This window comes from Halorussus gelatinilyticus, from assembly GCF_023238445.1.
Lineage (GTDB): Archaea > Halobacteriota > Halobacteria > Halobacteriales > Haladaptataceae > Halorussus > Halorussus gelatinilyticus.
In genome coordinates, this window is record NZ_CP096658.1 from 1,427,122 (window position 1) to 1,445,287 (window position 18,166).

At 64.8% G+C, this 18,166-nt stretch carries 22 protein-coding genes; 19 read left to right on the forward strand and 3 right to left on the reverse strand.

Going from position 1 to position 18,166, the window contains the following annotated elements; genetic code table 11:
* Window positions 1-78: 78 nt before the first annotated feature.
* Window positions 79-1,269: a helix-turn-helix transcriptional regulator gene (locus M0R88_RS07400; protein WP_248656300.1), complete on the reverse strand. Its 1,191-nt coding sequence runs from the start codon at window positions 1,267-1,269 to the stop codon at window positions 79-81.
* A gap of 154 nt (window positions 1,270-1,423) precedes the next feature.
* Between M0R88_RS07400 and M0R88_RS07405 the strand changes: the two genes are divergently transcribed.
* Together M0R88_RS07405 and M0R88_RS07410 are read left to right on the forward strand one after the other, a co-directional pair.
* Entirely contained in the window at window positions 1,424-2,641 is a 1,218-nt protein-coding gene (locus M0R88_RS07405) for a DUF7096 domain-containing protein (RefSeq protein ID WP_248656301.1), read from the forward strand.
* A gap of 147 nt (window positions 2,642-2,788) precedes the next feature.
* Complete coding sequence (locus M0R88_RS07410) at window positions 2,789-3,265, forward strand: type IV pilin domain-containing protein (protein WP_248656302.1); 477 nt, start codon at window positions 2,789-2,791, stop codon at window positions 3,263-3,265.
* Window positions 3,266-3,450: 185 nt separating this feature from the next.
* Here the strand turns inward: M0R88_RS07410 and M0R88_RS07415 are convergent, their stop codons facing one another.
* The gene (locus M0R88_RS07415) at window positions 3,451-4,077 is read right to left on the reverse strand and encodes a methyltransferase domain-containing protein (protein ID WP_248656303.1); all 627 of its coding nucleotides are present in this window, start codon (window positions 4,075-4,077) and stop codon (window positions 3,451-3,453) included.
* A 468-nt stretch (window positions 4,078-4,545) separates the two neighbouring features.
* Here M0R88_RS07415 and ahaH point away from each other — a divergent pair, with 468 nt between their 5' ends.
* The 17 genes from ahaH to M0R88_RS07500 all read left to right on the forward strand — a co-directional run bounded on the left by ahaH (window position 4,546) and on the right by M0R88_RS07500 (window position 17,846).
* Complete coding sequence (gene ahaH, locus M0R88_RS07420) at window positions 4,546-4,878, forward strand: ATP synthase archaeal subunit H (RefSeq protein WP_248656304.1); 333 nt, start codon at window positions 4,546-4,548, stop codon at window positions 4,876-4,878.
* Window positions 4,865-7,033 carry a V-type ATP synthase subunit I gene (locus tag M0R88_RS07425; protein ID WP_248656305.1) on the forward strand — a complete coding sequence of 723 codons (2,169 nt, stop codon included), beginning with the start codon at window positions 4,865-4,867 and terminating at the stop codon, window positions 7,031-7,033. The genes ahaH and M0R88_RS07425 overlap by 14 nt, the downstream gene beginning before the upstream one ends.
* A 207-nt stretch (window positions 7,034-7,240) precedes the next feature.
* A complete protein-coding gene (locus M0R88_RS07430) occupies window positions 7,241-7,507 on the forward strand; it encodes an ATP synthase subunit C-like protein (RefSeq protein WP_438267207.1) in 267 nt (88 codons plus the stop codon).
* 24 nt (window positions 7,508-7,531) lie between these two features.
* Window positions 7,532-8,113 (forward strand): V-type ATP synthase subunit E, encoded by a 582-nt coding sequence (locus M0R88_RS07435; RefSeq protein ID WP_248656307.1) that lies wholly within the window; start codon window positions 7,532-7,534, stop codon window positions 8,111-8,113.
* Window positions 8,110-9,171, forward strand: a complete 1,062-nt coding sequence (locus M0R88_RS07440; protein WP_248656308.1) for a V-type ATP synthase subunit C — start codon at window positions 8,110-8,112, stop codon at window positions 9,169-9,171. Before M0R88_RS07435 ends, M0R88_RS07440 begins: the two co-directional genes overlap by 4 nt.
* The gene (locus M0R88_RS07445; RefSeq protein ID WP_248656309.1) at window positions 9,168-9,509 is read left to right on the forward strand and encodes a V-type ATP synthase subunit F; all 342 of its coding nucleotides are present in this window, start codon (window positions 9,168-9,170) and stop codon (window positions 9,507-9,509) included. The genes M0R88_RS07440 and M0R88_RS07445 overlap by 4 nt, the downstream gene beginning before the upstream one ends.
* Complete coding sequence (locus M0R88_RS07450) at window positions 9,506-11,272, forward strand: ATP synthase subunit A (protein WP_248656310.1); 1,767 nt, start codon at window positions 9,506-9,508, stop codon at window positions 11,270-11,272. The genes M0R88_RS07445 and M0R88_RS07450 overlap by 4 nt, the downstream gene beginning before the upstream one ends.
* 3 nt (window positions 11,273-11,275) lie before the next feature.
* A complete protein-coding gene (locus tag M0R88_RS07455; RefSeq protein WP_248656311.1) occupies window positions 11,276-12,691 on the forward strand; it encodes an ATP synthase subunit B in 1,416 nt (471 codons plus the stop codon).
* Window positions 12,692-12,896: 205 nt separating this feature from the next.
* Entirely contained in the window at window positions 12,897-13,595 is a 699-nt protein-coding gene (locus tag M0R88_RS07460) for a V-type ATP synthase subunit D (RefSeq protein ID WP_248656312.1), read from the forward strand.
* Window positions 13,596-13,664: 69 nt separating this feature from the next.
* Entirely contained in the window at window positions 13,665-14,060 is a 396-nt protein-coding gene (locus tag M0R88_RS07465) for a DUF6276 family protein (RefSeq protein WP_248656313.1), read from the forward strand.
* Between the two features lie 166 nt (window positions 14,061-14,226).
* Window positions 14,227-14,436: a DUF6684 family protein gene (locus M0R88_RS07470; protein WP_248656314.1), complete on the forward strand. Its 210-nt coding sequence runs from the start codon at window positions 14,227-14,229 to the stop codon at window positions 14,434-14,436.
* A gap of 127 nt (window positions 14,437-14,563) precedes the next feature.
* Window positions 14,564-14,743 carry a hypothetical protein gene (locus M0R88_RS07475; protein ID WP_248656315.1) on the forward strand — a complete coding sequence of 60 codons (180 nt, stop codon included), beginning with the start codon at window positions 14,564-14,566 and terminating at the stop codon, window positions 14,741-14,743.
* 161 nt (window positions 14,744-14,904) lie between these two features.
* Window positions 14,905-15,372 (forward strand): TRAM domain-containing protein, encoded by a 468-nt coding sequence (locus tag M0R88_RS07480; RefSeq protein WP_248656316.1) that lies wholly within the window; start codon window positions 14,905-14,907, stop codon window positions 15,370-15,372.
* 160 nt (window positions 15,373-15,532) lie between these two features.
* Complete coding sequence (locus M0R88_RS07485) at window positions 15,533-16,015, forward strand: Tfx family DNA-binding protein (protein WP_248656317.1); 483 nt, start codon at window positions 15,533-15,535, stop codon at window positions 16,013-16,015.
* A gap of 107 nt (window positions 16,016-16,122) precedes the next feature.
* Entirely contained in the window at window positions 16,123-16,269 is a 147-nt protein-coding gene (locus M0R88_RS07490; protein WP_248656318.1) for a hypothetical protein, read from the forward strand.
* Between the two features lie 92 nt (window positions 16,270-16,361).
* Window positions 16,362-17,147, forward strand: a complete 786-nt coding sequence (locus tag M0R88_RS07495; RefSeq protein ID WP_248656319.1) for an SDR family oxidoreductase — start codon at window positions 16,362-16,364, stop codon at window positions 17,145-17,147.
* A 3-nt stretch (window positions 17,148-17,150) separates the two neighbouring features.
* Window positions 17,151-17,846, forward strand: a complete 696-nt coding sequence (locus tag M0R88_RS07500; protein WP_248656320.1) for a Dph6-related ATP pyrophosphatase — start codon at window positions 17,151-17,153, stop codon at window positions 17,844-17,846.
* Window positions 17,847-17,873: 27 nt separating this feature from the next.
* Here M0R88_RS07500 and M0R88_RS07505 read toward each other — a convergent pair whose 3' ends face one another.
* Complete coding sequence (locus tag M0R88_RS07505; RefSeq protein WP_248656321.1) at window positions 17,874-18,143, reverse strand: hypothetical protein; 270 nt, start codon at window positions 18,141-18,143, stop codon at window positions 17,874-17,876.
* Window positions 18,144-18,166: the final 23 nt, after the last annotated feature.

Consider the following 18,166-nt stretch of genomic DNA (forward strand, 5'->3'; position numbering starts at 1 on the left):
GAACGAAAAATCGCCGTCTTGGGGGTAAACGGTTTCGAAATTAACGACGCGAAACGCTCGACGGGTTGACGCGGGTTTTCAACTCGTCTCGGTCACGTCTTCCTCCGGCAGCGTGATGAGGTTCTCCCGACCGATGCGGAGTTTGTCCACGTCGTCGTTGTCGTCCATCTTCGAGAGGAGTTGCGAGACCTTGGCGTTCGACCAGTTGGTCTCCTTGACTATCTGGCCCTGCTTCATCCGGCCGTCGTTGTCCCGGAGCAGGCGGAGGACCCGCTCCTCGTCGCTCAACAGTTCCGGTTCGGGTTCGTCGTCCTCCCCGTCGTCCGCGACCGCTTCGCCGCCGCCGTTCGGCCGCGACACGACGGCCGAAGCTCCGGTGTCGTCGCCCGGCGAGTCGTCCGACGAGGGGTCCGCGACGGGCGTCGGGTCCACGTCGCGGCGCTGTGCCAGCGCGTACGCGCCGAAACTCCCGGTCAGGAGCAGGAAGACGACGACGATGCCCCACAGACTCGACCCGCCGGGAAGGATTCCCTTCTTCCGGGTCGTGGTGGACGTCTCGGTACTCTTCGGTGAGTACGTTATCGCAAAGTCTCCGCGCTCGAACTGCTGGGGACCGTCGTAGCGCAGGACGGTCCCGTTCACGATCTTCCCGCCCGACGGACTCCCGCTCGACAGGTAGTACTGACTGGGGACCGATATCGTCAGCGTCTGGTCTTCGTCCAGCGCCGGGAGCCACGTGTCCGACCCGATCCAGAACGCGTCGCCGAGGACGATTTGCTCGTCGGCGATTTGGGTGAAGTTCGTCCACGTGAACGACAGCGAGAGGACGCCGACCGTGCCGTTGTGCTGGAGTCGCGCCGACCGACCGACCTCCCGGAGCGCCATCGAGCGGTCGATGCTGGCGTTCACGCGCTCGACGACGCGCTCGAACGTCGCCGACGTGAGGCCGGTGTCGGCGCGTCCGTCTTCGTACTTCGCTGCGAGTTCGCGGAAGGCTTCGGTCTCGTTGTCGTCTTCGAGGCGGTATCGCGCGGTGATGTTCCACCGAGCGTCGCCGTTTTCGCGGAGCGTGACGTGTATGGCCGTGGTTTCGCGTACCGTCGCATTCGCTCCCGACGAGTTCGTCGCGTTTGCGACCGTCTCGGTGAGGGCCGTCGGCGCGTATGCGCTGTGAGGAGCGTCCGCTCGGTCGGCGGCCGAGCGGCTCGCCCCGGCTCCGGCGGAGCCGACGAGGAGGAGGACGACGAGGAGGGCGGCGAGTAACCGCATACCATCGCGTGAATGCGCCGACAAGAAAATACTTTCTATCCATAGATAAAACGTCAGCGGCGTCCGTAAAACGTCTCGACTACTCTCGTCGGTTCTCGCCACGTTTCACAGTTTCGGGAACATTTTAATGATGGGTCCCCGAGTAGGCGCACGTATGCGACTCACCCCCGTTATGCTGGCATTACTGCTCGCCCTCTCTCCCGGAGCAGTCGCGGTGCAGGCTTCCGCACCGACCACGCCAGCGCCCGCCCAGAACGAAGACGATACCATCCGACCCGGCCCGGACGCCAACACGACTGCGGTAATGGTACTCGGGACGACGCCCGAGCGGACGGCGTTCGACTCTCAGTCGATAGCGCTCGGAAGTTCGCTCGCTATCGACAGGAATCAGTTGAAATCCGAACTCAGCGTGGCGGCACTCGACGAGCAGTTGCAGTCCGCCGAGACTATCGAACGGAAGCACCAGATACTCGTTCAGTACCAGTATCAGATCGAGAATCGTATCATCTCCCTCAAGGCCAGAGAGCGACAGAGTACTCAAGCCTTCTCGAACGGTACGATTTCCGAAGACCAGTACCTTCGGACGCTCGGTCGCATCGACGCCGAGGCCGAGCAGCTCCGGTCGGTCGCGTCGGCGCTCGAAGCCCGTTCGCGCAACGTCCGCGGACTCTCGATGTCCAGTTTCGTGAGCACGGTGCAAGGTAAGCTCACCACCCTCGAAGGTCCCGTCCGAGACCGCATCGCTCGATCTCTCCGCGGAAAAGCCCCGAAAGAACGGGTGTTCGTTGCGACGGCCGACACGGGAGTCGTCCTCTCGACTATCACGGAGGGTACGTACGTCCGCGAAATCGTTCGGCACGACTATCGAAACCCGAGTGCATCGGGTTCACTGACGTTGCTACAGGCCCAGAAGATCGTCTACGACAAGTACACGTGGGCGAACAACAACCCCTCTCGCGGGACGAGTACCAGTCCGTACGGGACGACGAACGTGTTCTCCGTGACGGTCAAACATCCCCACGGGTCGTTCGTCGCGTATCTCGATGGCGGGACCGAGAAGGTGTTCAAGGAGATTCAACACAAACGACTCACCGGTAACACTCCGCTCCCGACGGGACCGAGCGTCAGCAACACGTCCGAGAACCTCACGGTCACTGTCAATCGGACCTACGCCGGCGGTCCGCTCCGAGTCAACCTCACGAACGCGACCGGCGCGCCGGTGAGCGGTGAAGTCCGAATCGACGGCGAACTCGTCGGCCGGACGAACGCCGACGGCGTCCTCTGGACGCTCTCGCCCGCCGACCGGTTCGAGGTCAGCGCGTCCTACGACTTCCGGACGGTCAACGTGACGGCGACGCCGGTCCAGTCGTAGCGCGACCGTCGGGTTCTCGACTTCACTTCAGACATCTACGTCGGTCTTGGAAGTGGCTCACTGTCGCGTAGGGACACCGCTGTATTCCTCGAAACGCGACGAACGTCGCCCGAAGGTTGAAGGCCGAAACCGGGACGACCCCCGTCCGTGTCCAAGGATTCGACAGCCCGGCGGGCGGTGTCGCCGGTCCTCGGCGTCGTCCTGCTGCTCGTCGTGACCGCGGTCCTCGCGGGAGCGGTCGGGACCGTCGCGCTCGGCACGCCGACGCCGACCGACTCGCCGCACGCCGTCATCGACCTGCGACTCGACGCCGAGGACAACCGGGTCGCGCTGGTCCACCGCGGCGGCGACTCGCTCGACGTGGACGCGCTCTCGATACGGGTCCGCATCGACGGAACCGCGCTCGACGCACAGCCGCCGGTCCCGTTCTTCTCGGCGACGGGGTTCCGTTCGGGCCCGACCGGACCGTTCAACAGCGCGGCCGACCAGCGGTGGACAGCGGGAGAGACGGCGAGTTTCGCGGTCGCGGGGACGAACGACCCATTGATTTCGGAGGGAGAGACGGTGAGGGTGGTGATCTCGGTGGAGTCTGTCGTCGTCGCGGAGGTCGAAGGAGTGGCGTGAATCGCAACACTGTCTGCTCGCGGCTCTCTCACTCGCACGGTCTGAGGGGCACAGGGAGTCCCTCCTACTCGCCAGTTGCGGCACTTCGCGCCGCGCTTAACCGTTCGCACAGACGCCCGCCCGCGCCGGAATCGAAAATTGAAGACTCTCGCGCTACGTCGCCGGCCGTCCGGAAGAGCGCCCGACTACTCGTCCTCGGGGTCGCGCGCGACGGTCGTGATGGCGATGTCCGGGTCGTAGCTCGGTCCCATCTCGCGGTGGCGGACGTCGGTGTAGCCGGCTTCGCGGAACATTCGGTCGGCCTCCTCGCGGTCGTAGAACAGCATGATGGCGTCGGCGACCTTCTGCATCACCGACGACTTGGGATAGTTCGGTCCGACGACGAGGACCTGCCCGCCGGGTTTGACGACGCGGCGCATGTCCCGCAGGGCGACGACCGGGTTCGGCCAGTACTCGATGGACCCCGAGGACCACACCACGTCGAAGCTGTCGTCCTGGAACGGTAGGCGCTCGGCGTCCCCGCGGTAGAAGCTCACCGGGTCGCGCTTGCCGAGTTTCTGCCACGCCTTCTCCATCTGGTGGGCGCTCTGGTCGAGACCGTGGACGTTTTGGGTGTGTTCGAGGAGTCCTTCGGTGGCGAATCCGGTGCCACACCCCACGTCCAGCACCCTGTCGCCCTCCGAGATGTCGAGCATCGCCAGCGCTTCGTCGCGCATCTCTTCGTTCCAGATGAACGGGTTGACGGTATCGTACACCTTCGAGAGGTACTTGTAGAAGAGTCGGGCGCGACTCTTGTCTTCGAGGATACCCATTGCCCGACAGTTAGGACCGCCGGCCAAAAAATCGTGCTATTCGGTCGTCCGACCGGCGGTGTTCGCTGAGGTCGGTTCCGGGGTGAACACGTCGCCTCCCTGTTTCACACGACCTTCGACTACGATACCTCCTTCTCGGACCTCTCCGAGGTAGTCGTACCACTCTCGGTGTCTCGACTTGGACCGAGACGTCCAAACGGACGCCGTTCGGAACTCAGAAACACCTCTCCACCACCAACACCTTCCGAAACTCGAAGAGGAACTCCACATCGAGTGCGACGTCCGAAACAGGGGCGTCAGCCTCTGGCCGGAGTCCAGCGCCGTACGGTCCCGACTAGACGGGAACTGATTCGCCGGTCGGACTCCACCCGAGACCCCCAACAAACATGAGCGAGCGAACACTTCGGGGATGGACGAGAAAGTTCGCAAGTAGTATATACGCGCTTCTGCAACTTTCGCGTGATTAGTATGCCGAGGCCAGAGGTTCTCGAACGAATCAAGGAGGCCGAGCAGGAGGCCGACGATATCGTCGCCGAGGCCGAGGAGGAGCGCGAACAGCGCATCTCCGAAGCTCGGAAAGAGGCCGAAGAGATTCGGCGCGAAGCCGAGGAGGAGGCGTCCGAACTCCACGAGGAGCGTCTCGCCGACGCCCGCGAGGAAATCGAGGCCGAGCGCGAAGAGGTCCTCGCTTCCGGCGAGGGCGAGCGTGAGGAACTCGAATCGCGGGCGCGCGAGAACGAGGAGGAAGTAACCGACTACGTGGTAGACCTGTTCGAGGAGGCGGTGCATGCTCAGACCTGAGCGAATGAGCAAGGTGTCCGTGACCGGCTCGCGCGCCGTCATGGACGACGTCATCGAGACCGTCCACGAGCTGAATCTCGTCCACCTCTCGGACTACGACGGTTCGTGGGAGGGCTTCGAGCAGGGCAACCCCATCGAGGGAGCCGACGACGCCTCCGAGAAACTCGTCACCGTCCGGTCGCTCGAAAGCATCCTCGACATCGACGAGGAGGACGCCGGACCGAGCCGCATCGTCACCGACGAGGCGCTCGAAGACGAACTCCAGTCGGTCCGCGAGGAGGTCAACGAACTCGACGACCGCCGGAGCGAACTTGAGGACGAACTCCGCGACGTGGAGGACCGACTCGACTCCATCAAACCCTTCGCGGACCTCGGTATCGACCTCGACCTGCTCTCGGGCTACGAGACGCTGCAGGTCGCGGTCGGCGAAGCCGACGAAGCGGAGGTCCGGAGCGCGCTCGCCGACGCCGACTCCATCGCCGAGTTCGGCACGTTCTCGGGCGGAAACGCCGTCGCCGTCTTCGCCTACCCCGAGGACAGCGCCGACGAGGACGTGCTGGACGAACTGCTCGTGGGCGTCGACTTCGCCTCGCTGGACGTCCCCGACGCGCAGGGTAGTCCCGAGGAGTACGTCGAGGAACTCGAACACGAGCGCCAGAAGCTCGAATCCAAGCTCGACAGCGTCGAGAACGAACTCGAAAACGTCAAGCTCGACACCGCCAGCTTCCTGCTGGCGGCCGAGGAGAAACTGACTATCGACGTTCAGAAGGCCGAAGCGCCGCTCAACTTCGCGACGACGGAGAACGCCTTCGTCGCCGAAGGCTGGATTCCGACCGAGCGCTACACCGAACTCACCACCGCGCTCGGCGAGACGGTCGGCGACCGCGTCGAGGTGGACGAACTCGAACGCGCCTCGTACGACGCTCACGAGGCCCACGGTCCCGAGGACCCCGACGCCAACGAGGTCGCCGCGGACGGCGGCACCACGATGGACGGCGACCAGCCGCCGGTCGTGCAGGACAACCCCGGCGCGGTCAAACCCTTCGAGCTACTGGTCGAGACCATCAACCGGCCCAAGTACTTCGAGTTCGACCCGACGGTCGTCCTGTTCCTGACGTTCCCGGCGTTCTTCGGGTTCATGATCGGCGACCTCGGATACGGGCTCCTCTATCTGGGAATCGGCTACTGGCTCTACAGTAGCTTCGACAACGACGCCATCAAGAGTCTGGGCGGTATCGCGCTGTGGGCTGGCGGCTTCACCGCGCTGTTCGGTATCCTGTACGGCGAGATATTCGGCTTACACCTCGTCGGCGAGTACCTGTGGGGCGGCCACCCGCCGATTCACAAGGGTCTCCAGCCGGTCGACGCCGAGTACGCGCTGTCGTGGATGGTCATCTCCATCCTCGCCGGCTTGCTCCACATGACGGTCGGATACGTCTTCGACTTCGTGGAGAACCTCGCACACGACCCCGTGGACGCAGTCCTCGAAAGCGGTTCGTGGGTTCTGCTGTTCGCGGGCATCTGGACGTGGATCTTCAGCAGGCAGGCCAGCGGTAAGAAGCCCGACTTCCTGTTCACCGCGTTCAACGGTGAACCCTTCAAGTTCGGATTCAGCGGCTTCTCGCCCGAAATCGGGACCCTCGGTCTCGTCATCGGCGGAATCGGTCTCCTGCTCTACGTCGCGAGCGAGGTCAAGCACCTCGGCGGTCCCGGTCTCGTCATCGGCGTGCTGGAGAGTCTGAGCGTCCTCTCGGACGCACTCTCGTACACCCGGATAGCCGCGGTCCTGCTCGCCAAGGCGGGGATGGCCTTCGTGGTCAACCTCCTGTTCTTCGGCGTGTACGTCGTCGAACACGGTCACGGCGGTGCCGAGTGGCACTTCATGCTCAACCACGGCCCGCAGTACGTCCTCGAACACCACGAGGAGGCGTCCATCATGTTCCCCGGCCTGATGCACTCGGGCATCGCCGGGCTCGTCGGCGGCCTGCTCGTCCTCGTCATCGGCCACCTGCTCGTGCTGGCGCTCGGTATCACCAGCGCCGGTCTACAGGCGGTCCGTCTCGAATACGTCGAGTTCTTCGGCAAGTTCTACGAGGGCGGCGGCGAGGAGTACGAACCGTTCGGTCACGACCGGACGTACACGACGCAGGACTGAACTCCCGACCCCGACTTTCTTTCGTCTCGGTTTTCCGAGGACCCGCATCGGCATAATATTCTTTGGTAATTGCTATCACAAACACCGGTTTGAGACCCCGAAAGCGGCGTCGCTACCGAACTCTTTTGGGAAGCTTTATGACCACAGTAGCGGGAAATACGACTGTCCGGTTACGAGAGCCACGGAAGATCCGAAACCATGTACGAAATGCTCTTTGCGTTCGTGAACGCCGTCGTACCGCTCGCTCAAGATACTGGCGCTGCTGCCGAACCCGCCATCCCGGCGTCGGCCGCTGCTGCGCTCGCAGTCGGTCTCGCCGCCCTCGGTGCGGGGTACGCCGAGCGCGGTATCGGTAGCGCGGCCATCGGCGCTATCGCCGAAGACGAGTCGCTGTTCGGTACGGGCCTCATCATGACGGTCCTGCCCGAGACGCTCGTCATTCTGGCGCTGGTCGTCGTCTTCATCGTCGGTTAAACGCACCCCTTTCCCTCTTCATCAATGAGTCTGGACACGGTAGTTGAGGATATTCGAAACGAAGCCCGCGAGCGCGCGAAGGAGATTCGTTCCGAGGGCGACGAGCGCGCAACAGAAATCGTCTCCGAGGCCGAGAGCGACGCCGAGGAGATACTCGCGGAGCAAGAACGGGAAACCGAACAGACAATCGCCCAAGAGCGCGAGCAGAAGCTTTCGAGCGCCAAGCTCGAAGCCAAGCAGCAGCGCCTCGAAGCCCGACGAGACGTGTTGCAGGACGTTCGGTCGGCCGTCGAGGACCGCATCGCCGACCTCGAAGGCGACGAGCGCGAGGAACTGACGCGCGAACTGTTGGACGCCGCCAGCGAGGAGTTCGACGACGGTGACACCGTCCACGTCTACGGCAAGCCCGAGGACGACGAGTTGCTCACCGACGTCGTGGCCGACTACGACAACTACGAGTACGCCGGCGAGTACGACTGTCTGGGCGGCGTCGTGGTCGAGAGCGAGCAGTCTCGGGTCCGCGTGAACAACACGTTCGACTCCGTGCTGGAGGACGTCTGGGACGACAACCTTCAGGACATCAGCAAACGCCTCTTCGAGCAATGAGCGTACCAAAGTCGGAAGGAACCTCGAACTACGAATACGTCACCGCTCGGGTGCAGGCCCGGCGAGCGGCGCTGTTCGACGACGAGGACTACCGAAAGCTCGTTCGGATGGGTCCCGGCGAGATCGCTCGCTACATGGAGGAGACCGAGTACGAGACCGAGATCAACGCGCTCGGCTCCCGATACGACGGCGTGGACCTCATCGAACACGCCCTCAATCGGAATCTCGCCAAGCACTTCAACGACCTGCTCCGGTGGGCGGACGGGACGTTGTACGAGCTCATCGCCCGATACCTCCGGAAGTTCGACGCGTGGAACGTCAAGACCGTCGTACGTGGTATCTACTCCGACGCCGACAGGGAAGCCATCGAGGAGGACCTCATCTACGCCGGGGAACTCGACCGACAGTTCCTCGAACGGCTGACGGAGGCGGCCTCCATCGAGGACGCGGTCGAGATGCTCGACAACACGCGATACGGCGACGCGCTGGCCGAGGCGTACGAGGACTACGATGCGACCGGCGTACTGATTCCGTTGGAGAACGCGGTCGACCGCACCTACTACGAGGGCCTCATGACGGGGGTCACCGAGACGGAGGACCGCGCGACCCAGTTGTACGTCGAGTTCCTGCAGGCCGAGATCGACTTCCGAAACGCGCGCAACGCGCTCCGCATCGCGCGGAGCGGTGCCGACCTCGACCCGGCAGACTACTTCATCGAGGGTGGCGAACTGTTCCGCGCGTCGGAACTGTCCCAACTCGCCGCGAGCGTGGACGAACTCGTCACGTTCATCCGTGACAGCACGTACGGCGAGGACCTCTCGGCGGCGCTGGACGAACTGGAGCGGGCCGACAGCCTCATCGGTTTCGAGCACGCTCTAGACGCCGCACTGCTGGAGTACTCCGACCACCTTTCGCACGTCTTCCCGCTGTCGATCTGTCCGGTGTTGGCCTACGTGCTTGCCAAGGAACGGGAAGTCGATAACATCCGCGCCATCGCTCGCGGCCGCGAGGCCGGCCTGAGCGAGGACGAGATACAGAACGAACTGGTGATGCTATGAGCCAGGAAATCGCTGTCGTCGGCAGTCCGGAGTTCACCACCGGGTTCCGCCTCGCCGGCGTCCGGAAGTTCGAGAACGTCCCGGAGGACGAGAAGGAGACGGAACTCGACGACGCAGTTTCCCGCGTTCTCGACGACGACGAGATCGGTATCGTCGTGATGCACGACGAAGACCTCGATTACCTGTCCCGGCAGGTCCGGCAGGAGGTCGAGACGAGCGTCGAACCGACGATGGTCTCCATCGGCGGCGGCGCCGGGAGCGGCGGACTGCGCGAGAAGATCAAGCGTGCAATCGGTATCGACCTTATGGACGAAGACGAACAAGGTGACAACGTATGAGCCAAGCAACTGAAAGCGATGCCGTTCGAGAGGACGGCGAAATCGAGAGCGTAAGTGGACCGGTCGTGACCGCGACCGACCTCGACGCCCGGATGAACGACGTGGTGTACGTCGGCGAGGAAGGGCTGATGGGCGAGGTCATCGAGATCGAAGGGAACCTGACGACGATTCAGGTCTACGAGGAGACGTCAAACGTCGCGCCGGGCGAACCGGTCGAGAACACCGGCGAACCCCTGTCCGTGGACCTCGGTCCGGGGATGCTGGACTCCATCTACGACGGCGTCCAGCGACCCCTGACGGTCCTCGAAGACAAGATGGGCGCGTTCCTCGACCGCGGTGTGGACGCCCCCGGTATCGACCTCGAGAAGACGTGGGAGTTCACCCCCGAGGTCGAACCCGGCGACCACGTCGAACCCGGCGACATCCTCGGCATCGTGCCCGAGACCGAGAGCATCGACCACAAAGTGATGGTCCCGCCCGGCTCCGACGGCGGCGAAGTCGTCAACGTCAAGAGCGGCGACCACAACGTCGAGGAGACCATCGTCGAACTCGACAACGGCGAGGAAATCTCGATGCGCCAGGAGTGGCCGGTCCGCGAGGCCCGACCTGCCGCGGACAAGAAGACGCCCCGGACGCCGCTCGTGACGGGCCAGCGCGTGCAGGACGGCCTGTTCCCGCTGGCGAAGGGCGGAACCGCGGCGATTCCGGGACCGTTCGGTTCCGGCAAGACCGTCACCCAGCAGCAGTTGGCGAAGTGGGCCGACGCGGACATCGTCGTCTACATCGGCTGTGGCGAGCGCGGCAACGAGATGACCGAGGTCATCGACGACTTCCCGGAATTGGAAGACCCCGTCACCGGGAAGCCGCTGATGTCCCGGACCTGCCTCATCGCCAACACGTCGAACATGCCGGTCGCGGCGCGCGAATCCTGCGTGTACACGGGCATCACCATCGCGGAGTTCTACCGTGACATGGGGTACGACGTGGCGCTGATGGCCGACTCGACCTCGCGGTGGGCCGAGGCGATGCGCGAAATTTCCTCCCGACTGGAGGAGATGCCCGGCGAAGAGGGCTACCCCGCGTATCTGGCCGCACGCCTGTCGGAGTTCTACGAGCGCGCCGGTTACTTCGACAACATCAACGACACCGAAGGCTCGGTGACCGTGGTCGGCGCGGTCTCGCCGCCGGGCGGCGACTTCTCGGAACCCGTCACCCAGAACACCCTGCGTATCGTCAAGACGTTCTGGGCGCTCGACGCGGACCTCGCCGAGCGTCGCCACTTCCCCTCGATCAACTGGAACGAGTCCTACTCGCTGTACAAGGAGCAGCTCGACCCGTGGTTCGAGGAGAACGTCGCCGAGGACTGGCCCGAACAGCGCCAGTGGGCGGTGGACGTGCTGGACGAGGAGGACGAGCTTCAGGAGATCGTCCAGCTAGTCGGGAAGGACGCCCTGCCGGAGGACCAGCAGCTTACGCTGGAAGTCGCCCGCTACATCCGCGAGGCGTTCCTCCAGCAGAACGCGCTCCACGACGTGGACACCAACTGTCCGCCCGAGAAGTCCTACCTCATCCTGGGCGCGATTCGGACGTTCAACGACGAGGCGTTCGAGGCGCTCGACGCCGGCGTCCCGGTCGAGGAGGTTACGGACATCGACGCCGCGCCCCGACTGAACCGCATCGCCACGACGCCGGACGACGAAGCCGACGAGTTCGTCGCCGACCTCGAAGACGACATCAAAGAACAGCTCCGAGACCTCTACTAAACCATGAAAGAGTACCAAACCATCACGGAAATCAGCGGTCCGCTGGTGTTCGCGGAGGTAGACGAACCCATCGGCTACGACGAGATCGTCGAGATCGAGACGCCGAACGGCGACACCAAGCGCGGACAGGTCCTCGAATCGAGCGACGGTCTCGTCTCGATTCAGGTGTTCGAGGGCACCGAGGGTATCGACCGCAAGTCGTCGGTCCGATTCCTCGGCGAGACGATGAAGATGCCCGTGACCGAGGACCTGCTCGGTCGCGTCCTCGACGGTTCCGGCAACCCCATCGACGGCGGTCCGGAGATCGTCCCGGACCGACGTGACGACATCGTCGGCGCGGCCATCAACCCGACCGCCCGAGAGTACCCCGAGGAGTTCATCCAGACCGGCGTCTCGGCCATCGACGGCATGAACACGCTGGTCCGCGGACAGAAGCTCCCCATCTTCTCCGGGTCCGGGCTTCCGCACAACGAACTCGCGCTCCAGATCGCGCGACAGGCGACCGTGCCGGAGGAAGACGAGGCGAGCGAGGACGACGAAGGCTCCGAGTTCGCAGTGGTCTTCGGCGCGATGGGTATTACCGCCGAAGAGGCAAACGAGTTCATGGAGGACTTCGAGCGGACGGGCGCACTCGAACGCTCGGTCGTCTTCATGAACCTCGCAGACGACCCCGCGGTCGAGCGGACGGTCACGCCGCGGCTGGCGCTCACCACCGCCGAGTACCTCGCGTTCGACAAGGGCTACCACGTGCTGGTCATCCTGACGGACATGACCAACTACTGCGAGGCCCTGCGCGAAATCGGTGCGGCCCGCGAAGAGGTGCCGGGCCGCCGTGGCTACCCCGGTTACATGTACACCGACCTCGCGCAACTGTACGAGCGCGCGGGTCGAATCGAGGGTCGGGACGGCTCCGTCACCCAGATTCCCATCCTCACGATGCCGGGCGACGACGACACCCACCCGATTCCGGACCTGACCGGGTACATCACCGAGGGCCAGATCTACATCGACCGCGACCTCAACTCGCAGGGCATCACGCCGCCGATCAACGTCCTGCCGAGCCTCTCACGCCTGATGGACGACGGTATCGGTGAGGGGCTGACCCGCGAGGACCACGGCGACGTCTCCGACCAGATGTACGCCGCGTACGCGCAAGGTGAGGACCTGCGCGACCTCGTGAACATCGTCGGCCGCGAGGCGCTGAGCGAACGCGACAACAAGTTCCTCGACTTCGCCGACCGCTTCGAAGAGGAGTTCGTGGACCAAGGCTTCGACACGAACCGCGACATCGACGAGACCCTCGATATCGGTTGGGACCTCCTGAACATGCTGCCGAAAGACGCGCTCAACCGTATCGACGAGGAACTCCTCGAAAAGTACTACGAGGAAGAAGAAGCCGAAGAAGTCGCCGCGGACTGACGCCAGTTCGGGTTTTCCGGCTTTCGTTTTTCGCGTCCGAGTTCGACTCCGGAGTGGCGACGCTCGATTCGCTGGCCCTCCGACTACTGTCTGGAAACTGAGGGAATAAATACGGGCTTACGACCGGTCTTCGAGCGGTTGGCGACTGGTTTCTCGCCGGCGACTGTAAAAGGTTAACCCCTTCGAGCCACAAACTCCCCCTAAGATGGCCAAGGACGTCAAACCCACTCGGAAGAACTTGATGCAGATCGAAGATCGCATCCAGCTCTCCGAGCGGGGTCACGACACGCTAGAGAAGAAGCGTGACGGTCTCATCATGGAGTTCATGGACATCCTCGACCAAGCGCAGGACGTGCGCTCGGACTTGGAGGACGACTACGGACTCGCCCAGCAGAAGATAAACATGGCTCGCGCGATGGAGGGCGACGTGGCGGTCCGCGGTGCGGCGGCCGCGCTCAAGGAGCACCCCGAAATCACCACCGAGTCGAAGAACATCATGGGCGTCGTCGTTCCCCAGATCGAGTCCACCAAGGTCCGGAAAGGGCTGGACGAACGGGGCTACGGCGTCCTCGGGACCAGCGCACGCATCGACGAGGCCGCGGAAGCCTACGAGGAGCTTCTGGAAAGCATCATCCTCGCGGCGGAGGTCGAGACCGCGATGAAGAAGATGCTCACCGAAATCGAGACCACCAAGCGGCGCGTCAACGCGCTGGAGTTCAAGCTACTCCCCGAACTCAAGGAGAACCAGGAGTACATCGAGCAGAAGCTCGAAGAGCAGGAGCGCGAGGAGATCTTCCGCCTCAAGAAGATCAAGGCCAAGAAAGAGGAAGAGGAGAAGGCCGAACGCGAGGCCGCCGCGGCCGAAGCCGAGGAGGCCGCCGAGACGGTCACTGCCGACGACTAATTTGCGTTTCGTTCTCGACGCTCGCCCCGTGGCACCGACGTTTTTCACCGCTCGCGTCCACGCTCGGGTATGACCTGTCCGACCTGTGGAAGCGAGCAGTTACTCCTCTCCGTCCCGACCGACCTGCGGTCGTACCTACCCGAAGCGAGCGAGCGCGTCGCGGTCTGTACGCGCTGTCTGGCGCTCGAACCGACAGACGAGGAGTCGCCGGACACAGCCGACTTCATTCGCATCAGTGACGCCTTCCCCGACGGCGAGGCGGGCGTGGCGATGGCGCTCGCGGTCGGGTTGCTCGACTCGCTGGCGCTCTACCGGAGCGAGATCGCGGCCTTACTCGAACGCGTCGAGCGCGCCGGTACCGACCCGCTTCTCGTGTTGGACCGTCTCGACGCCGACGCCGGAGTAGAACCGCACTTCGACGTGGACCGGCGGCGGACGCAGGTCGAGCAGTTGTTGTACGAGTAGCCGGGCAGCCAGTCGGTCGTTGGGTCCGCGTTGGTCGTTGGGTCCGCGTTGGTTGTTGGGTCCGCGTCGGTCGTTGCGGCCGCGTCAGGTGTTTCGGCCGGGCCGGTCGCCGACGACCGACCCGGCCGACGCCGTTATACTCGTCCAAGCCGTGTCTCCCTACGACATGCCCCACCCCGTGTTCAACCGCGAGACGCTGCTGGACATTTCGGTGAACATCATTCCGCTCGTCATCCTACTGTTCTTCACGGTGTTCCTCCTGCTGTTCTCGCCGTGGCCGGAGAACCTCTTCCTCCAAGCGATCGCGCTCGGACTGCACCTCATCCCGTTCGTCCTGTTGGCCATCCTGACGTACATCGCGGCCTACTACATCTGAGGATTCGCGGCGTGGCGATTCCGACGTGGAAATTCGGCGGTGGCGTCTCCACCGCGGCGCTTGCCGTCAGTTTCACTTTCGCTCCGGACGGCTCACTTTCATACCCGTCCCGAGACAACTCTCGAATATGATAGCTCGGTTCGCTCGCGGGGAACGGTCGGCCGACGACACCGACAGGACGATACTCGACGTCTCGGACGTCGAGACCGACCGCGTGAACGAGTACGTCGGCGAGTGGTTCCCCGACGTGGCCGACGTTCACCTCGAACGCAAGGGCGGCAAGACGTTTCTGGTCGCCGGGGAGTAGCGCCGGACGGCGCTACTCGCCGCGGACGACCACACGGAGTAGCCAGTCGGTCTCTCGTCGGGCAGTCGCAGTTCTACCACGAGCGAGACGGTGACGCGACCGGGCGCGCGTCGGAGACGGTTGACGTAACAGTTTAGGTAGACCGGCCAGTACCCTGAGTCATGCCGGACTGTCCACTCGCTGAAGAGTGCCCGAGTTTTCAGGAACGAATCGAGGGAATGGGATGCCAACACTACGGCGACCGCGGCGGGGCCGAATGGTGTCAACACTACAGTCAGCCCATCTCCGAACTCAAGACCGCGCCGGTCCAACCCGGCGAAGAGGTCGTCGTGGACGTAGAGGACATCCACGAGAGCGGTGCCGGCGTCGGTCGCACCGACGACGGGTTCATCGTCATGGTAGACGGCGTCCTCCCCGAGGCCCGCGCGAAGGTGCGGGTCACGAACGTTCACGGAAACCACGCGGAGGGAGAGGAGGTAGAGCGACTGCCGATGGACGACGAGGAGACCGACGAGACGGACGCGGAGTCGGACGCCGACTCGGAAACCGACGACGGCGACGCGGACGACGGGGACGATAGGTCGAACCGGACGCGACTCGGCAGTCGGGACAACTTCTGGGGGAGCTAACCTCCGGTCCCGGCGGCCGGTCGCGTCGGGGTGGACAGTCCCAACAGCGTGCATCTATCGCGTCCGGTCGTCGCGGCGGGTTTTTTCGTGCCGAGTGCGTACCACCGACCATGAGCGCACGCCACGCGGAGACCGACCCGTCGCGGGCGGGTGATGGCCCGTGAGCGACCGACACGACGTGGACGAGATTCTCGACCGCGCTGGGTTCGACGCCGAGACCAGCGTCCTGACGCGGCGACAGGCCGAGGTGCTGGCCCTGCGCGAGCGCGACGTCGCGCAGGCGGCCATCGCCGACCGACTCGGCACCTCGCGCGCCAACGTCTCCAGCGTCGAGGCCAGCGCCCGCGAGAACGTCCGGAAGGCCCGCGAGACCGTCGCGTTCGCCGAGGCGCTCCGCGCACCGGTCCGCGTCGCGGTCGAGACGGGCACCGACCTCTACGACGTGCCCTCGCGGGTCTACGACGCCTGCGACGAGGCGGGCGTGAAGGTCAACCACGCCGCGCCCGAGTTGATGAAGCGCGTGAGCGACGAGGCCGGGGACGCCGTGGAGGGCCGGGAGGTCCACGAGGACTTGCTCATCGGCGTGACGACCGACGGTGCAGTGACGGTCAGGAAGTCCCGCGAAGTCGGCCGCGAGACGTGATTTTGCACCGTCTTCGACATCGTCTAGCTGCTTTTCGGTAGTCTGTAGTCACCCGAAATCCTGCGAACTCGTTCGCCGACGTTCGTTCACATCGCGTCCCGCCGGTAGTGAAGATTCGCGTTCTCGGATTTCTCACCGACGAGGGCCGCCACGAGGTCGAACGACTCGACGCCCGCTACGCCGCGGAGATGGACGACCTCGCCGCCCGATACGGCCGCCCGCGCGGCGAGACGACGACCCGAATCGACGCCTGACGACCCGCAGCGGAGGGCGGAAGCGAAGACGGAAAGACGACGGAATGACCGCCACCCGGAAACCTTTGACTACGGCCTCCGAATCGTGGCGTATGGACCTCGGATTGGACGGTAACTCCGCACTGGTAACGGCGAGTTCGAGCGGTCTCGGCCGCGCCTCGGCGAAGGCGCTCGCGGCCGAAGGCGCGGACGTGGCGCTCTGTGCGCGCGGCGAGGAGAAACTGGAAGACGCGAAGGAGGAGATCGACGCGGCTGGCGACGGCGACGTGGTGGCGGTTCCGACCGACATCACCGACCCGGACGAAATCGAGGCGCTGGTGGACGCCACCGTCTCCGAGTTCGGCGGTCTCGACCACGTCGTCACCTCGGCCGGCGGCCCGCCGAGCGGCCCGTTCCTCGACACGACTGAGCGCGACTGGTACGAGGCCTACGACCTGCTGGTGATGAGCGCCGTCTGGCTGACGAAGGCGGCCCACCCGCACCTCGCGGAGAGCGACGCTGGCACAGTGGTCAACGTCACTTCGACCAGCGTCCGGGAGGCCATCGACGGACTGGTCCTCTCGAACGCTGTCCGGCGCGGCGTCATCGGCCTGATGAAGACCCAAGCCCGCGAGTTCGCGCCCGAGATTCGCGTCAACGCGGTCCTCCCCGGCGCACACGAGACGCCCCGAATCGAGGAACTCGTGGAGGCCGCCGTCGAGCGCGGCGAGTACGACACCTACGACGAGGGGCTGGCGGCGTGGGCCGACGACATCCCGCTCGACCGCGTGGGCCAGCCCCGCGAACTCGGCGACGCGGTGGCGTTCCTCTCCAGCGAGCGCGCGAGCTTCGTCAACGGCGTGGCGATGCCGGTAGACGGCGGCCGACTCCGGAGCTGACCCGTGCCGAGGGCCAGCGCGGACGCACCGACCACGGTCCTCTCGTGGAGCGGCGGTAAGGACGCCAGCTACGCGCTCTGGCAGCTACGGAACGCGGGCGAACGCGTCACGGAACTCCTGACCACCGTCTCGGCGGCGACCGACCGGTCGAGTATGCACGGCGTCCGACGCGGCCTCTACGAGCGGCAGGCCGCCGCGGTCGGACTGCCGATACGTTTCGTGGAACTCCCATCGGACGCCGACAACGACGAGTACGAGGAACGGATGGCCGAGGTCACGGCCGAGTACGAGAACCGCGGCGTCGAGCGAATCGCCTTCGCCGACCTCTACCTCGAAGACGTGCGGGCCTACCGCGAGGCGCGCTTCGCGGACACCGACCTCTCGGGCCACTGGCCGATCTGGGGCCGAGACACCGAGACGGTCGCCCGCGAGTTCGCCGAACAGTTCGCGGCCACCGTAGTCGCGGTGGACGACGACGCGCTCGACGCCTCGTTCGCCGGTCGCCGGTTCGACACCGACTTCCTCGCCGACCTGCCCGACGGCGTGGACCCCTGCGGCGAGAACGGCGAGTTCCACACCTTCGTCCACGACGGACCGATCTTCGACCGACCCGTCTCCGTCGAGACCGGCGAGCGCGTCACGAGGGAGGTCGGCGAGGAAACGACGGTCCACTACTGCGACCTGCTCGCGGCCGACTGACCTCCGGGTCGTGGAACCGACCCGCGCTCAGTTCTCTACCTTCTCGACTATCCGCTCGGCCTCCCGCTCGGCTTCGTCCTCGTCGGTTCCCGCCGGAATCAGGACGCTCTCGACCAGCCAGTCGTCCTCGTCTTTCAGCTTCCCCGTCCGGACCTCCGCGCCCTCGGCCACGTCGCCGGCGGCGTTCTCGGCCCAGTCGGGCGTCCGGATGGTATCGAAGTCGTCCGGGTCGCGGAACCGGACGTGGACGTAGTCGTCGGTCTCCTCCACGATTTCGCCGTCTGGCGCGTCGGACATGACGGTGGCCGTACGACGGACTC

Bases quoted from the DNA above. Each gene is read 5' to 3' on its own strand.
- M0R88_RS07465 (WP_248656313.1), top strand. From the start codon at position 13,665: ATGACCTGTCCGACCTGTGGAAGCGAGCAGTTACTCCTCTCCGTCCCG.
- M0R88_RS07405 (WP_248656301.1), top strand. From the start codon at position 1,424: ATGCGACTCACCCCCGTTATGCTGGCATTACTGCTCGCCCTCTCTCCC.
- M0R88_RS07430 (WP_438267207.1), top strand. From the start codon at position 7,241: ATGCTCTTTGCGTTCGTGAACGCCGTCGTACCGCTCGCTCAAGATACT.
- M0R88_RS07400 (WP_248656300.1), bottom strand. From the start codon at position 1,269: ATGCGGTTACTCGCCGCCCTCCTCGTCGTCCTCCTCCTCGTCGGCTCC.
- M0R88_RS07480 (WP_248656316.1), top strand. From the start codon at position 14,905: ATGCCGGACTGTCCACTCGCTGAAGAGTGCCCGAGTTTTCAGGAACGA.
- M0R88_RS07495 (WP_248656319.1), top strand. From the start codon at position 16,362: ATGGACCTCGGATTGGACGGTAACTCCGCACTGGTAACGGCGAGTTCG.
- M0R88_RS07470 (WP_248656314.1), top strand. From the start codon at position 14,227: ATGCCCCACCCCGTGTTCAACCGCGAGACGCTGCTGGACATTTCGGTG.
- M0R88_RS07505 (WP_248656321.1), bottom strand. From the start codon at position 18,143: ATGTCCGACGCGCCAGACGGCGAAATCGTGGAGGAGACCGACGACTAC.
- M0R88_RS07435 (WP_248656307.1), top strand. From the start codon at position 7,532: ATGAGTCTGGACACGGTAGTTGAGGATATTCGAAACGAAGCCCGCGAG.
- ahaH (WP_248656304.1), top strand. From the start codon at position 4,546: ATGCCGAGGCCAGAGGTTCTCGAACGAATCAAGGAGGCCGAGCAGGAG.
- M0R88_RS07415 (WP_248656303.1), bottom strand. From the start codon at position 4,077: ATGGGTATCCTCGAAGACAAGAGTCGCGCCCGACTCTTCTACAAGTAC.
- M0R88_RS07440 (WP_248656308.1), top strand. From the start codon at position 8,110: ATGAGCGTACCAAAGTCGGAAGGAACCTCGAACTACGAATACGTCACC.
- M0R88_RS07475 (WP_248656315.1), top strand. From the start codon at position 14,564: ATGATAGCTCGGTTCGCTCGCGGGGAACGGTCGGCCGACGACACCGAC.
- M0R88_RS07445 (WP_248656309.1), top strand. From the start codon at position 9,168: ATGAGCCAGGAAATCGCTGTCGTCGGCAGTCCGGAGTTCACCACCGGG.
- M0R88_RS07425 (WP_248656305.1), top strand. From the start codon at position 4,865: ATGCTCAGACCTGAGCGAATGAGCAAGGTGTCCGTGACCGGCTCGCGC.
- M0R88_RS07460 (WP_248656312.1), top strand. From the start codon at position 12,897: ATGGCCAAGGACGTCAAACCCACTCGGAAGAACTTGATGCAGATCGAA.
- M0R88_RS07450 (WP_248656310.1), top strand. From the start codon at position 9,506: ATGAGCCAAGCAACTGAAAGCGATGCCGTTCGAGAGGACGGCGAAATC.
- M0R88_RS07455 (WP_248656311.1), top strand. From the start codon at position 11,276: ATGAAAGAGTACCAAACCATCACGGAAATCAGCGGTCCGCTGGTGTTC.